Source organism: Legionella navarrensis (assembly GCF_052527415.1).
Genome location: NZ_JBNVZR010000015.1, coordinates 76,925 through 91,496, shown reverse-complemented (window position 1 = coordinate 91,496; position 14,572 = coordinate 76,925). Strand labels below are relative to the sequence as shown.

Sequence of the window (14,572 nt, the reverse complement as noted above, 5' to 3'; positions counted from 1 at the left end):
CCGGTCGAACCTGCCTGCTCATCGGCCTCCTCCTCTTCCTCTTCGTCTCCCTCTTCGCCCCGTCCGCCAGCCCGGGCGCCTAAACCCGGAAAACGGGGTGCAGGCAGAAGAGCCGCGAAGCTTTCCGCTGCGCCCCCTCAACAGCAGACATTCGGCCTTACTACAGATGACGTTCGCAAAAAAATGCAGGAATTGGCTAAATTGCCTCCAGATAAACTGCCTGAGCGCCTCGCCATGGAAAAAGACTGGCTGGACGCAGTGATAGGACTTCAGCCACGGGGTTTTCCCACTTTTTTGAATATTTTCAATATTAAAAATGCGTCGTCCAGCGCACTTGAAACATCCTATTCAGGTCAGGAAAAAATGTACGAGCTGATGGCTCATATCCTGTTGCAGTTTGGTTTGGACAACCCAGTCAATATCCGTGACAAAACAAACACAGTGGTTCATCTGATGGGTAATGCCTGGGGCATGTTTTTGTTTCTTCGCCTGATGAAAATTGATTTTTTCCGTAAAAACATGACGGCTTCATTGTGGTTGAATGCACCGCATAATGATTTTTTGCCACTGATGAAACTGTCGTTATTCCTGACTGAGATCAAAAAAAGATATCCTGGTGACGAATTGGCGTGGCTAATGAACGATGTAGATCAGATTCTTCTAAGCCCCCCTGTCGATATGGCTATCTCGCTGGCTGTTATAAAAGCGCTTCAACAGGACGATATAACCGTTTTTGACGCCTTGCTTAAACTGGGTCTTGATAAGGATAAAGTCCTTCGTGACGGCCTGTCGCTTTGTCATGTGGCGGCGAGACAAAATGCCGGCAGGATCCTTGCTCTATTGCTGGAGTCTGGCGCGAATTACAATGCCATCAATGCCAATGGCGATACGCCGATACATCTGGCTGCTGAAAACGGTTCCTTTTGGGCCTTTGTCTTGATATGTGGTCGAGATGACAAGCCCATATTGATAAAAAACACCATGGGCGAGCTTCCTGTGGCAAGGGCGGTTAAAAATGGGCAATGGGAGTTCATCGAACGGTTAGCTGTATTAAGTCCTGGTTTATGCCTGGAGGGAGAAAGCAGGGCAGCCTTTTTTAGCAACTTGATTTCCGAAAAAAATATCGATGCACTGGTGAAGCTGCGAGATTTAAATGTTGATATCATGCCTGCTCAGTTAATAGCCGCTCGCGACGGTCTGCTTGAGGTAATTCACGAAATGCATGAGAAGGGCATCGACCTGGAGTCCGAAGGGGGAGGGGGAGAAACCGTTGCAATGGTTGCGGCTCTTTACAACCAGGTTGAGATTCTAAAATTACTGCACCGGTCCGGCATCGATATCAGCGCAATGAATTCAAAAAATAAGTCGCCTTTGTACAGAGCGATGCATGCCGGTCATGTCGACGTCATACGTGCCCTGTATGACTTAGGCGTTAACTTCTATGAAAGGGGTGTTTCAGGATTTGAGCTGGTGCATGAAGCCGCCAGATTGAACAAAAGTGCCGTGCTCAGAGTGTTACATGAGCTGGATCGTGGCCAGACTGATATTTTGAATCATGTGACAGACAGCGGGTATACTCCTGCCCTTATTGCGGCATCAAACGGATGTACAGACGCCTTAAAAGTCCTGCACGAATGCGGAGTAAGACTCGACAAGGTAGATGATCTGCGGCGGTCTGTTGAATGCCAGGCTGTGTTCGATGAGAAGATATCGGTCCTTGAGCTGTTGCTGGAGCTGGGTTACTCCCTGCAGAAACCCGGTGACCTGCCACATCCCGGTCTGAGTATAGCAGCCTGTCAGGGTAATACCGATATTGTCCTGTTTTACCTTGATCATGGAGCCTGGCTCGAGGAAGAGGGACCAAACGGTGACACGGCTCTTCATGTCGCTGCGGAATTTGGTCAATTGTCCGTGTTTGCATTACTGGTTGAACGAGGAGCCAGTCTGAGCGCCCGAACAACTGGCGGGTTTACACCAACGCTTCTGGCTGCCGCGCGTGGCCATACTCACATTTTGGATTTTGTGCTGGAGCGCGCTCCGGACTGCCTGCAGGACAGCTTTAAAAATGGGACTACCATTGCACATATTGGCACGACCTGCACTGGACAGGAGCGCATACTGCGCTGGTTGTCAGAACGCGTTCCCGCCTGCAATTTCATGCAGCAGAGCGATGATGGTTATACACCGGCGCATGTCGCTGTGATAAGCTGCAACGTCCCGGCCATTAAAGAGCTGGGACGAATTAACCCGGCGTTTCTTCGTGCAAAAGACAGGAATGGTCTCGAGCCGATAGAGCTGGCGGTAAAGCATGGTAGTTTTGAAGTCTTTGTGGCGCTGGCGGGGTATGTGTCTACAGAGCAGATAATGGAGAGTTGTGCCTTGATTGCGGTTCGAGCCAACCATGAGCGCATTTTGAAATGGATGGCGCAGCGAGGGCTGATTAATCTGGAATTGACGGGTAACGACGATTTGAAAAAAAGTGACTCCAGGCCCAGCAGTCTTCATTTCTTTCGGCCACCTGGCCTCTCTGATGACGGTCATAACAGAGCATCTGAATCGGAAAATCCTTGTTCAATGCCATCGCTCTAGCGTGCTGAATGTTTTAATAATGCACATAAATTTAAGCAATAACAGTAGGTTGGGCCTTGGCCCAACAATTACCCTGGATGCCAATTCCATGTTGGGCCAAGGCCCAACCTACCGTTTATTTTGATAGGGTCAAATATGGCACGGTGCCAGCTCCTGAATAGATTTCCGCCTGCGCGGGAATGACAAACCGGGGTTTTGTCCAATAGAAAGGTTTTTTTCTAATTTATTTCAGGGTTCTTAATAATTTGTTAAGCAAACTTGTGTAAAATGATATGCGGACAGTTAAATTGGGCTGTTTATTATTCAAACTGCAATCATCTTGAGCACCATGGAAGCGTTCTATGGAGTATAATTATTTAAAAGATGTTAAGAATGGTTGCTATTCTAGGGAGATTTAGTCATGTTGATCTTGACTCGGCGTATAGGTGAAACCCTGATTATTGGTGATGATGTCAATATCACGGTTCTGGGTGTAAAAGGTAATCAGGTTCGTTTGGGTATCAACGCGCCGAAAGATGTGTCTGTGCATCGTGAAGAAATTTACCTGCGCATACAACAGGAAAAAGAAACGACAGATACAGACGAGTAAACAGCTACAAACCGGATTTCTTCGCAGTCATCCTGTCCCGGACGAACTAATGTAGTCCGGGACGAACTCCCTCAGACACCACGTTTCACACTGGTATCCCCAGACGACAAAACCTGCATGACCCCATCCTCATCAAGCAGACACAAATGCCCCTGCTCTGTAATGCCTGTGACATGGCCTGTAATCGATTTACCAGCCTGTACACTATTGATATACCGTCCTCTGAGATAATCCACGGCCTGCCACTCATCCATAAAATACACAAAATCGTGCTGTAAAAACTGATGTAGATAACGCGTCTGCGCGTCCAGCAGGGCTGCAATTAATTCATTGCGATCAAAATACCGGCCGCTGATTTCAAACAGGGAACACCATGGGTTATCTGGCATGGGTTGAGACTCTGTGTCCATATTGACGTTCAGGCCAACACCAATAATCACCTGAGGGCTGGCATTGTTTTCGGCCACGATTTCAATCAGCACGCCGCATAGTTTTTTATCATGCCACAGCAAGTCGTTTGGCCATTTAATGCGAATATCGTTTTCGCCGAGAATCCGTTTCAGACAATCGATGATAGACAGACTGATGACCAGACTTAAGCCAGACAGTCTGGACAGGCAGCAGTCCAGCTTCCAGCGGGTAGAAAGATAGATATTTTCTCCAAACGGCGATTGCCAGACACGGCCAAATCTACCGCGCCCTTTGGATTGCATTTCGGCGCTGCAGATTTGCAGGCCATCGCCTTGAGGTAACTCCTTGAGAAACCGGTTGGTGGAGTCTATCTCGGCAAACAGGTGGTAGTACATGCTGCCTTGATTGACACTCAGATGACGGCGGATTCTGTTTTCGTCCAGTGGAATAAATGGACGCTGTAACTGATATCCCTGCTGGGGCAGACATTCGATTGCCACGCCCATGGCTGTCAATTGCCTGATCTGTTTCCAGACCGCCGTGCGCGATACACCACAAAGCTCACCCAGAGCATTGCCATTGTGACACTGTCCATCGCTCAGGCAATTGAGAATGCGCTGTTGTATGGTACTGAATATTTTCATAAGCGGCGGTCTCCCAGCCAGTCGCAGGGATCCGTCTGCTGTCTGTTGATGGTAGTGACGGCGGCATCATGGCAGAGAGCCGCACAACAGGACACCATGGGCATGAACGCGCGGATTTGCCAGCTGCGCTGATGCAGCCTGTCCTCTACGGTTTCAACCTCACCCGGCAGAGATGAAACGCTGAACTCACGGGTGGGATACGACAGGCCCAGGCCAGATGCCTTGATAAATGCCTCTTTCTGAGCCCACACATGAAAAAAACCCAGGGCCTGCAGACGAGAGGGGAGTGCGCGCAGACCCTGCATTTCGCGGTCGGAAAATAACTGAGCACCGAGATCCACATAAGGTCTGGCTGAAAAAAACTCAAGATCGATACCCATGGGGTGCTCCCGACCAACCGCCAGCAGTGCCCATTCGCCGGAGTGGCTGAGATTGAACTGAATGTTACTGGGATGTGCCAGGAAAGGCTTGCCCTGTCTGTTAAAATCAAACTGCAGCTGACGGGCCGGCTCGTTCAGGTAAGCGGCCAGAATAGCGCGCAGCATGGCGCGCGCTACAATGAAGCGTCGTTGATGTCGTTCAAAGTGATAGCGGCGTGCCCTGATTTTTTCTTCGTCATTCAATTGTTCAAAGGCGTGTTCTGGCTCCCGTGCCAGCGAAAACTGCCAAATGTCGATTTGTGTGCGGTCAAGCCGGGGTTTGTTCATGTGATATAGTAGCATCAATATCGGGTTGCGGTTATCATAGCGCATATATACAACAAACGAGTAACAAATGAGTCGACAATTTTTGGATTTTGAGCAGCCCATCGAGGAATTGAATCAGAAAATTCATGCCCTGCGTATGGTGAGCAACGATAATGAAGTGAATTTAAGCGAGGAAATTTCCCGTCTTGAAGCCAAACTGCAGGAATTGACCGCTTCCATTCTGTCAAAACTGGAGCCATGGCAGGTCGCGCAGATGGCGCGTCATCCCCTGCGCCCCCAGACGACCGATTACATCGAAGCCATTTTTGCCGATTTTCAGGAACTGCATGGCGATCGCCACTATTCCTGTGCGCCCGCCATCATTGGTGGCATGGCGCGTCTGAACGGTGAGGCGGTAATGGTCATCGGGCATCAAAAAGGCAAGCGGACCAAGGAAAAGGTGTACCGCAATTTTGGTATGGCCCGCCCGGAAGAATACCGCAAAGCGCTGCGCCTGATGAAGCTGGCTGAGAAATTCAGACTGCCCGTGTTCACGTTTATTGACACGGCTGGTGCGTATCCCGGTATTGGTGCAGAAGAGCGCAATCAATCGGAAGCGATTGCCCGTAATCTGCTGGAAATGGCCCGTCTGAAAACACCGGTTATCTGTACGGTAACGGGCGAAGCTGGCTCCGGCGGTGCGTTGGCCATTGGTGTGGGTGATCGGGTGTTGATGCTGCAGTACAGTATTTATTCGGTTATTTCTCCTGAAGGCTGCGCTTCCATTTTATGGAAAGATCCTGCCAAAGCCGCTGATGCCGCCAAGGCCATGGGTATTACCGCAGAAAAAATTGCGGGTTTTGGTCTGGTTGATGAAGTGATCAAAGAGCCTTTAGGCGGTGCGCATCGCAACCTGGAGGCCATGGCCGCCCGTTTGAAAAGCGTATTGATTGAAGAGCTGAATGTCTTACGTCCTTTGTCTATGGACGTGCTGCTGGAACAGCGTTATCAAAAATTTATGGCGATGGGAGCCTGTGTCTGATTTACTGAGCCCCGACTGGCTGCCTCGACTGAGTGCGGCCTCTCGCCTGATTCTGGCATACAGCGGCGGGCTCGATTCCACCGTTCTGCTCCATTGTATGGCTCAGCAAAAGGAATGGCGCGATAAAATGGTTGCCGTTCATGTTAATCATGGCTTAAATCCCCGCGCTTCGGCCTGGGAGGCGCATTGTCAGGAACAATGCCGCCTGCTGGGTATCTCCTTTATAGCAAAACAGGTAGCGATAGATTCCAGTTCGAACCTGGAGGAGCAGGCACGCAAGGCCCGATACACGGTATTTCACAGCCTGCTTAAGGCGGGGGACCTCCTGTTGCTCGCCCACCATCAGGATGATCAGGCTGAAACCCTGTTGCTGCAACTCTTCCGTGGTGCGGGTGTTGAGGGGCTGGGCGCCATGCGTGCGCTGAGACAGATGGGTGCAGCCGAGGCAGGGCGTCCTTTGCTCCAGCGCTCCCGCAGTGAGCTGGCTGCCTGGGCGATTCGTCATCAATTGACCTGGATAGAGGACGACAGCAACGACAACCAGGCGTTTTCGCGTAATTTTTTAAGGCACGAGGTTCTGCCCCTGTTGCAGACCCGCTGGCCAGCCATTTCAGCCCGTCTGGCGCGAACGGCTGCGCATTGCCAGCAGGCTCAGGATTTGCTGGAAGAGGGGGTTGCCCAGACGGACATTGATTTAAGTCTGCCTACGCTGTCGCTTTCCTGTCTGGACGCGTTGACCGTCGCGCAGCGCATTCATGTATTACGTGCCTGGTTAAAACATCACACACAGACCTTGCCAAATACGAAAACGCTGGATCGTTTACTGTACGAACTGATTCCGGCGCGGGACGATGCCATGCCCGAGGTTTCGTTTGCCGAATCTGTCGTGCGCAGACACAGGCATACGCTGTATCTGCTGCCATATGAGCGTGCGCCATCAACTGGTTCGCAGCGGTGGGCCTGGACATCTTTTCCCGAACCCTTGCAGCTAAAGCATACCCTGCTCACCGCCCGGTCTTCGAGGCAGGGGCTGGGCATACCTGAGGGTGCCTCTCTGGAAATTCGCTTTCGCCAGGGAGGCGAGTCTTTTCGCTGGCACGGGCAAAACAAATCCTTAAAAAAACTTCTTCAGGAATGGGATATTCCAACCTGGCTGCGCAGCCGGATACCTCTGCTGTTTATCGACGGGCAACTGGCTGCCGTGATTGGTTATGCGGTCAGCGACTCATTTTATAAGAGCGATTCCCCAGCCTGGGCTATCGTCGAAGGGATTAATGAAAAAGCAAGTAGCCCGGATTAGCGTCAGCGTAATCCGGGATGCCATGGTCATCCCGGCACGGTTCCTCGATTATGGCCTGTTTCCCGGATTACGCTGACGCTAATCCGGGCTACAATGACTAATAATCGACGATTTTATCTTAAATCCTTCAGTTGATACAATAAGTTCCAGTTAATCAGCTCGTGACTGTATCCATGCCTTATTCCGAACACAAAGCCAAACATATATATCGCTTTTTTCAAAAGCAGCTTAGCGAAGGACATGCCCCCTTTTGGGCCAGGGGCACGAGCATTACGCTCGAAAAAACAGGCAGCACGCTGGTATTAGAGAATGATGTGGTGGCGAGGCGACGCAAAGCGGAGAAGCCTGATGAACCGCGATTTGAGTTTGTCGGAGCAGAGCTGAGGAAAGACCTGCAAGGCACCAGAGACGTTGTTTCCTTAATCGATCAGACCTTGAAAAATGATGCATTCAGGCAGACAGGAGCTGATGGCCGTGCTCGAATGATTAAATACCTGGCCGGAGGCGAGCGGCGGGCTCGTTTGGAAGCCAGAAACACAGCTCTGGTAAAAAATCTCCACGCCAAATACGTAGAAAATACTCCCAAAGGGGCCGCTCTCATCATGGATCGCATGCCGGGCGTGCGTTTATTTGATATTGTAGAGCCCGATCAAACCGGTCACAGACCGCTGGATGGCATGAGCATGATCCAGCGCCGGGCATTAACTCTGGCCCTTTTGCAGGCTTTTAAGGAGCAGGTCAGCGTCAACGGGCTGATCCATCTCGATATTAAACCGGAAAACATTATGGTTGATTTGTCTTCCAGTCCCTTCACGGTTAACTTCATTGATTTTGGCCTCAGTATCCTGTCCAGTGAACGGCTGGAACGTTCTGTTGGAACGCAGATATTCGTGTCTCCAGAGGTTATGCAGCAGAACTTTGCTAAAGTTTCATCCAAAACAGATAATTTTTCCCTGGCAAAAGTTATCGCTCAGATTTGGGGATCATCCTCTCTTTCATTTGGAGCTACGCCTTTTGATGTCTGGGAGCGCATTCACAGAAACCACAATCTTGAAGGTCTCTTTGCAGGAATAGAGGAGAAATTAAGCGAAAACGACCGGGGCGAAATACGCGCCATACTGGCGATGGCTCTTCATCCCTTAGCGGACAGACGTTCGTCCGTCGAAACAATTATCCACGGTTTTGAACGTCTGGATTTGAGCTATACGGAGCAGGCGATTGCGTTGTGCCCGCCCTCGTCATCGGATGAAGAGAGCGCTTCGGATTCCTCTTTCGATCCCATCTTTTTTGCATCGGAACCTGCCCGTACTGCTGAAGACGAAAACCTGCTGAATGTTGGCTGTTGTTCTGTTTTGTAAGGCAGAAGCTTGTAGATTCAGTGCTGGGAATACTCGGCAGCCATAAACCATAAAGGGAATCTGTCTGCTGTCAGTCATGATATTAACCGGCATATTTCCTTGGCTGTCCTCATGACGCCAGATGGCATTCACTGCTAAATGGATCCAGCACCTGTTGACACGCGCTCTCCCCTCGACTTGTTGATAAAAAAAATTCTGTGGCATAAGATGATGCGGCAAGAAGCAATATACTTTTTTGTAACTACCCAGGTACGTTATCCAGAGCGTAGCGAAGGATCTCCAATTGTTTAGCTTTGAGCCAAAATCAGGCGATCCTTCACTACGTTCAGGATGACGTGGGTTCAACCTGAGTAGTTACCTTTTTTCTTATCAATTTAGAGGGACGTAATGAATAAAAAAGCTTTGGTTACTGCTGCTGTTGCAGGAAGTCTGTTTACAGCCCCGCTGTTTGCGGCAAATTTTTTTCAAAAATTAATGCATGACAGGTTGCCTGTACACAAGTCCGTAACAGTACACCCGAAAAAAGAAGGTCAAAAATATGCCGATTTTTCAGGAAGCTGGGCAGGTACCTGCAGTTTTCAGGGCGGAACCTTTCCCCTTGCGCTCATCCTGAAAAACGACGATGAGAGTATTGTTATAAACGGCGAGCCCATGGAAATAGGACCATTCCAGACTGATTCATCATCAGACAACAGGGGCTCGTCTTTTGAGCATACCGCGCTTGAATGGAGTGAAGACATGTCTACTTTAACGATAAAAGATGTGTCCGTGTTAAAACTACATTCGGACTATCCCTACAATACCCCCAGCACAGTGGAAACCTATATCAGCCAGACGGTGATGTCATTAAACAATGGGCAACTGGTTATGAAAGCACAAGATCTGGACCTGGCAGATACGCAACAGAGAAACGCCAGCGACTATTCCTGTACTTTCAGTAAAGAACAGGAATAAGCTTCAGACGTTTTATTATCATCCGGCCCGAATCCATTCCGGGTCGGAAAACACTGTCAAAATGCAGGTTCTTCTTCCTGAACGGTCTCGTTAAGCATAACAGCGGCTGGCTCGAGACCGGCTGCTGCTGAACTGGCCAGGCCATTCATTAAGTCATCCGTGAGTCCTTTCAACTCTCCGCATAACAGCGCCAGTGCCGCATCGCGTTGCAGGTATTCTTCCTCCAGCTGACGCGTTTCGTTAAATTCGTCGATCAGATAATCCAGGCTTTTTAAACGCTTGAAGGTCAGATCCTGGGTCAGAGTAAACTGAATACGCTCGTTCCAGACCAACGACAGCTCAGCCGCCACCAGTCCCTGGGATAACAGGGTGATGATCTCATCAGCCGGCAGTTCATATCCCTTACAGGTCACGCGTTTTTTCTCATCGTTTTGAGCGAAGAGCAGACAGTCGGACGCCAGTTGGAATGATTTTGGCAGGGTTTCAGGATGCGTGATCCACTCGGCAAAACGCACGGCCAGATTTTCATGGTGGAACAGGGGTTCCAGCTGCAGACCTGGGATTGATTTGCGCAGCAGAGAGGTGACCTGTGAGGCCTGTGTTTCACTGGCTGTGTTGATGATAAGACGTTTGCTGACGGTGTCGAAGAGGGCTGGCAGACGTTTTTGAACACAAAACGACTTGGGCAACAGCTCAAACTCCAGATCTTCAGCCAGCTGAGCCTTCTCGGAGCGCTTGATAACCCGCCCCTGGGCTTCTTCCAGTGCCTTGACCCGATCGGCCAGTTGTTTGTTAATCACACCACGCGGCAGGATGCGTTCTTCCTTGCCGAGGCAGAGCATGGCGGCACCGGCCACTTCGTGAACCAGCTCGTCATCAAACACCGGCGACCAGCCAAAAATAAAACGGGCGTGAGGCGGGCAGGGTTTCAGGCGCTCTTCGGCCAGCTGCTCGAGCAGGTTCCACTCGTCCTTTAATTCGTAGTTGTAAATCAGTGCGTTGTTAAACCACATTGCTGTCACTCGTCATGAAGAAAAAAGCGATGCTAACATGCCGCAAGGCGCTCTGTCATCCATCTACCAATACGCATTGAGTGCAACAACCGGTGAACGGAAATCGGCTGAATTTTTTCCGACAAGCGCAAACCAGAATCCAGCAATCACGCCCACATTGGCATTGATGTTATATTCAATGGCCGGAGCAAGAGATATCTGTTCTGCCATGCGATTACCAACAATGGCCAATACCCCCGGCGCCTTAAAACCAGGAAAACCAGCAAAACGAGTGGCGCCCCGATTGCTGTAATACCCCTCCATCACAGCAACCCATTGTTGGTTCAGCGTAAACTCTCCTGCCAGGTCGATAGTATACAGATTACCGGGAAAGAGATTGCCATCGGCATCGATGCCGCTTCCATACGGTGTTATACCGTTTACATTCACGTTACTCGCTGCGGCATAGCCAAGACTGAACCGGGTGCGTAGGTAATGCTTCTCGCTAAACTGGTGCAGGTGCTGAAAATTTAAATTGAGTTCTGTCTGCCAGGTCCCTATGCCGGTGGCGTCTGCGCCATTGTTTCGGGGGATCAATTGCTCAAAACGTCCTGTTGGGATGCTCTCTTGAAGAGTGATGCGTAAGTTGGGCCGCCAGCGGGATTCTTTTTGTTCCATCACCTGATAACCAAGGGTAATGGACGTATCGGCAATATGATGGGCGCGAACACCATTTACCCGGTTATAGGCCATGGGCAGACTAAACTGCAGATCCATGCGATCCGTCAAACCATGGGTAAACAAAGGATTTAATGTGTTGTTGGCAGTGTAGGGAACAGGTACCGTGTTCCCGTTATTATCAAAGACACGAGTTACATGGGTAAAAAAACCATAGGTTTCCAGATTGGTATGCCCCCTTGGCAGTGTGTGGCCGGCAGGCGCCAGAATAGGGCCGGTAAACCAGGGCGAGGCGGTGAGCGGTGTGCAAATCAGTGTCAGAATAAGACAGAGAGCAGGGTGTGTATAGCCTTGACGCATGAAAGTCCTTTTAACAGTATTGAATAAATTCACTCATAATCTTGCCCGGTGAGTTAGACACAGCCAGGGTCTTTAGTGTAGATTAGCCGATTTTTACAGCACGGGAAACCTCTATGCGATCCGCCGTTTATCTTCAGCAAAGCAAACAAAACACTGTCCTGCGTGGGCATCCGTGGATTTTCCCCAAAGCGATTGCAGGCACAAAAGGAAAACTGGTAACCGGTGAACTGGTTGACGTTTACGGTGCCGGGCATGAGCTGCTTGCGGTTGGTGTGTTTAACGAACATTCGCTGTATCGCGTCAGGGTTCTGGCTCTGGCCTGGGAATTAATGCCTGAGGTATCAATAGCCAGTCTCGTGACCATGCGTCTGAAGCAGGCCTTGTCACTGCGACGAGCCTTGAACCTGCCAAATGAACAGACTACAGCCTTTCGTGTATTTAACAGCGAAGCGGATGGCCTGTCAGGGTTGACCATTGACTGTTTTAACAACCGTTATGTGGTAGCCAGTTCAGCCTATTGGGTGGAAGCGCATAAGGACGTGATCAGACAATGCATCCTGGATGTGACGGCCAGTGACGATGTGGTCTGGCTGGCGCAGAGCAAGCCTCTGGCTCAGGATGGCTGGAAATTTTCTGATGTGGCAGAAGCCACGAATCCAGTGGTGGTGCTTGAGGCAGGCATTCAGTATGAAGTGAATGTTGCTCAGGCACAAAAAACCGGCCTTTTTCTTGACCAGCGCGAAAATCATCAACGCATTGCAGCTCTGGCCAGGGGGAAGCGAGTACTTGATCTGTATACCTACACGGGAGGTTTTGCGCTGCATGCTGCGAAGGCTGGAGCCGAATCAGTCACGGCGATTGACAGCTCCGCTCAGGCTATTGAACAGGCCAGAACGAATGCACGGCTGAATGGCCTCGACAGCATTCAGTTCGTCGAGGCGGATGCCCGCGATTATCTGAGTCAGGCTGGTGATTATGATTTAATCATTCTCGATCCTCCAAAGCTGGTGCCTTCGCAACAGCATTTGCAGCGGGCAAAAAACTATTATCGTTTTCTGCATCGTGAAACCTTCAAGGCGATGCGCGCAGGTTCGTTATTGATGACCTGCAATTGTTCTTCGGCGCTGTCGTCAGCGGAATTTTGCAATCTGGTCAGCAGTCAGGCTCTGGCTGTGCAGAAACAGGTTCGTCTGCTGGGTGTATTCGGTCCTTCAGCCTGCCATCCGACTCTGCCGGCCTTCCCGGAAGGCAATTATCTGACAGCGGCTTTGTTTGCGCTGGTTTGATATTACCGAACTGTGACCGTCACGGCTCGGAAACTGAAAAATCGGTTGCTCGAGTCACGTGATTAAGCTTATGTTATGATTAATACGCGAATGTTGCTCTTCAATGGAGAAAGGTATGGGCATAAGAGGGGTTAGCCTGGGATCGTTATTGCTGATCATGTTAATCATCGTGATGGTGTTTGGCACAGGGCGTTTACGAAGCATAGGCAGCGATTTGGGCGCCATGCTCAAAGGTTTTCGTGAGGGACTGAATGAGGGCGGTGCGAGCGCAGGTTCGCAACAGGGTGCCGACAGCGACACAGGCAATAAAAAATCTGATGAATAGACAGTTTTTATTGTGAGCAGCTGATGATGGATATGCCCGGCATCCTGACGTATCTTTCTGAGCTGAGAGCGCGACTGCTTAAATGCCTCGTCGTACTGCTGGTATTGATGCTCTTCCTCCTGCCTTTTTCTCAGTATCTTTTTTCCATATTGGCAATGCCGTTGCTCAAGCAAATGCCCCAGGGGCACACGCTGATAGCCACAGGTATTGTATCGCCCGTCTTTGTGCCTTTAAAACTGGCTATGATTGCCGCTGTTTTTTTAGCCATGCCATATTTTATCTTTCAGGCATGGATGTTTGTTTCAACAGGTTTGTACGAGAACGAAAGACGCGTTCTCTGGCTGTTTATGGTTCTGAGCAGTATCTTGTTTTATATGGGAGCCTTGTTCGTCTATTTTGTCTTTTTTCCTGTTGTGTTCCGGTTTTTTATGGTGATGGTACCGGAGGGTGTTACGGCGATGCCGGATATCAGCCAATATCTGGATTTCTGTCTCAAACTCATACTGGCCTTTGGTCTTGCCTTTGAGATTCCGGTAATTGTTGCTCTCCTGGCCTATCAGGGCGTCTGCTCGATAAAATCCCTGATTGAAGCGCGTCCTTATGTTATCGTAGGCGCCTTTATTCTCGCCATGTTCATGACGCCTCCTGATGTAGTCTCGCAAATCATGCTGGCTGTTCCCATGTGCCTGTTTTATGAGTCAGGTATTGTTTTTGCGGGGATTCTTCTGAAAAGGAAGGCCAGACCTCTGACATCTTCTTAAAAAAATACCGTGTGGCTTTCGCCGGCTCTACTGCAGCCAGCCCTTGCTCAATGCCTTGAATTCTGGTGTACCTGCTTTTTCTACCCACTCAAACAGCACCATTTCTGATGTAATCAAATTTACGCCATGCTGCTTCATGCGTTTCAGGCCGTAGCGGTAGTCCGGTTCATGACGGCTGCTGACCGCATCGACTACCACAAACACATCATAACCAGCTTCAACCAAATCAAGCGCAGTCTGTAAAACACAGACGTGTGTCTCCATGCCGATCAAAATCAGCTGCTTCCTGTGCACGGCCTGCAGTGCGGCCTTAAACCCGGCATCACGCCAGCAGGAAAAATAGACTTTTTCAATGGTTTCCGATTGCCCCGCCAGCTCACGCAGCGGTGATACGGTGACGCCCAGGCCTTTGGGGTATTGCTCGCTAACCAGCATCGGCACCTTCATTTCATTTGCCAGCGACATCAGCCATTCGCAACGGGCCAGTAACTCTTTTTCCTTCAGCACGTGTGGCGCCAGTTTTTCCTGTACATCAATGAGTAACAGACAGGATTGATCGTGTTTGAGCAGCATGAGTATCTCCAGGAGAAAAGACCA

At 50.1% G+C, this 14,572-nt stretch carries 14 protein-coding genes; 9 read left to right on the top strand and 5 right to left on the bottom strand.

The window, feature by feature from the left end:
- On the top strand, window positions 1-2,589 hold a 2,589-nt coding region (locus ACQUTA_RS10080; RefSeq protein ID WP_444988109.1), incomplete at its 5' end, for an ankyrin repeat domain-containing protein.
- A gap of 400 nt (window positions 2,590-2,989) precedes the next feature.
- Window positions 2,990-3,178: a carbon storage regulator CsrA gene (gene csrA / locus ACQUTA_RS10075; protein ID WP_444988108.1), complete on the top strand. Its 189-nt coding sequence runs from the start codon at window positions 2,990-2,992 to the stop codon at window positions 3,176-3,178.
- A 71-nt stretch (window positions 3,179-3,249) separates the two neighbouring features.
- Here the strand turns inward: csrA and ACQUTA_RS10070 are convergent, their stop codons facing one another.
- Window positions 3,250-4,233: a biotin--[acetyl-CoA-carboxylase] ligase gene (locus ACQUTA_RS10070; RefSeq protein ID WP_444988107.1), complete on the bottom strand. Its 984-nt coding sequence runs from the start codon at window positions 4,231-4,233 to the stop codon at window positions 3,250-3,252.
- Window positions 4,230-4,955, bottom strand: coding sequence for a 4'-phosphopantetheinyl transferase family protein (locus tag ACQUTA_RS10065; RefSeq protein ID WP_444988106.1), 726 nt, complete (start codon window positions 4,953-4,955; stop codon window positions 4,230-4,232). The genes ACQUTA_RS10070 and ACQUTA_RS10065 overlap by 4 nt, the downstream gene beginning before the upstream one ends.
- Window positions 4,956-5,007: 52 nt before the next feature.
- On the opposite strand from ACQUTA_RS10065, the gene ACQUTA_RS10060 reads away from it, so the two are divergent.
- The 4 genes from ACQUTA_RS10060 (at window position 5,008) to ACQUTA_RS10045 (ending at window position 9,573) form a co-directional block, all read left to right on the top strand.
- On the top strand, window positions 5,008-5,961 hold the full coding sequence (locus ACQUTA_RS10060; RefSeq protein ID WP_444988105.1) for an acetyl-CoA carboxylase carboxyltransferase subunit alpha: 954 nt from the start codon (window positions 5,008-5,010) through the stop codon (window positions 5,959-5,961).
- On the top strand, window positions 5,954-7,261 hold the full coding sequence (gene tilS, locus ACQUTA_RS10055) for a tRNA lysidine(34) synthetase TilS (RefSeq protein WP_444988104.1): 1,308 nt from the start codon (window positions 5,954-5,956) through the stop codon (window positions 7,259-7,261). The genes ACQUTA_RS10060 and tilS overlap by 8 nt, the downstream gene beginning before the upstream one ends.
- A 173-nt stretch (window positions 7,262-7,434) precedes the next feature.
- A complete protein-coding gene (locus ACQUTA_RS10050; protein ID WP_444988103.1) occupies window positions 7,435-8,619 on the top strand; it encodes a protein kinase domain-containing protein in 1,185 nt (394 codons plus the stop codon).
- A 387-nt stretch (window positions 8,620-9,006) separates the two neighbouring features.
- The gene (locus tag ACQUTA_RS10045; protein ID WP_444988102.1) at window positions 9,007-9,573 is read left to right on the top strand and encodes a hypothetical protein; all 567 of its coding nucleotides are present in this window, start codon (window positions 9,007-9,009) and stop codon (window positions 9,571-9,573) included.
- Window positions 9,574-9,629: 56 nt separating this feature from the next.
- On the opposite strand, the gene ACQUTA_RS10040 is transcribed toward ACQUTA_RS10045, so the two are convergent.
- Both ACQUTA_RS10040 and ACQUTA_RS10035 read right to left on the bottom strand, forming a co-directional pair.
- A complete protein-coding gene (locus ACQUTA_RS10040) occupies window positions 9,630-10,586 on the bottom strand; it encodes a recombination-associated protein RdgC (protein WP_444988101.1) in 957 nt (318 codons plus the stop codon).
- A 63-nt stretch (window positions 10,587-10,649) separates the two neighbouring features.
- Window positions 10,650-11,603: a hypothetical protein gene (locus ACQUTA_RS10035; RefSeq protein ID WP_444988100.1), complete on the bottom strand. Its 954-nt coding sequence runs from the start codon at window positions 11,601-11,603 to the stop codon at window positions 10,650-10,652.
- A gap of 113 nt (window positions 11,604-11,716) precedes the next feature.
- Between ACQUTA_RS10035 and ACQUTA_RS10030 the strand changes: the two genes are divergently transcribed.
- The 3 genes from ACQUTA_RS10030 to tatC all read left to right on the top strand — a co-directional run bounded on the left by ACQUTA_RS10030 (window position 11,717) and on the right by tatC (window position 13,975).
- Window positions 11,717-12,889: a class I SAM-dependent rRNA methyltransferase gene (locus ACQUTA_RS10030; RefSeq protein ID WP_444988099.1), complete on the top strand. Its 1,173-nt coding sequence runs from the start codon at window positions 11,717-11,719 to the stop codon at window positions 12,887-12,889.
- A 115-nt stretch (window positions 12,890-13,004) separates the two neighbouring features.
- On the top strand, window positions 13,005-13,214 hold the full coding sequence (locus tag ACQUTA_RS10025) for a twin-arginine translocase TatA/TatE family subunit (protein ID WP_444988098.1): 210 nt from the start codon (window positions 13,005-13,007) through the stop codon (window positions 13,212-13,214).
- A gap of 23 nt (window positions 13,215-13,237) precedes the next feature.
- The gene (gene tatC, locus ACQUTA_RS10020; protein WP_444988097.1) at window positions 13,238-13,975 is read left to right on the top strand and encodes a twin-arginine translocase subunit TatC; all 738 of its coding nucleotides are present in this window, start codon (window positions 13,238-13,240) and stop codon (window positions 13,973-13,975) included.
- Window positions 13,976-14,002: 27 nt separating this feature from the next.
- Here tatC and ACQUTA_RS10015 read toward each other — a convergent pair whose 3' ends face one another.
- On the bottom strand, window positions 14,003-14,548 hold the full coding sequence (locus ACQUTA_RS10015) for a hydrolase (protein ID WP_444988096.1): 546 nt from the start codon (window positions 14,546-14,548) through the stop codon (window positions 14,003-14,005).
- Window positions 14,549-14,572 lie beyond the last annotated feature (24 nt).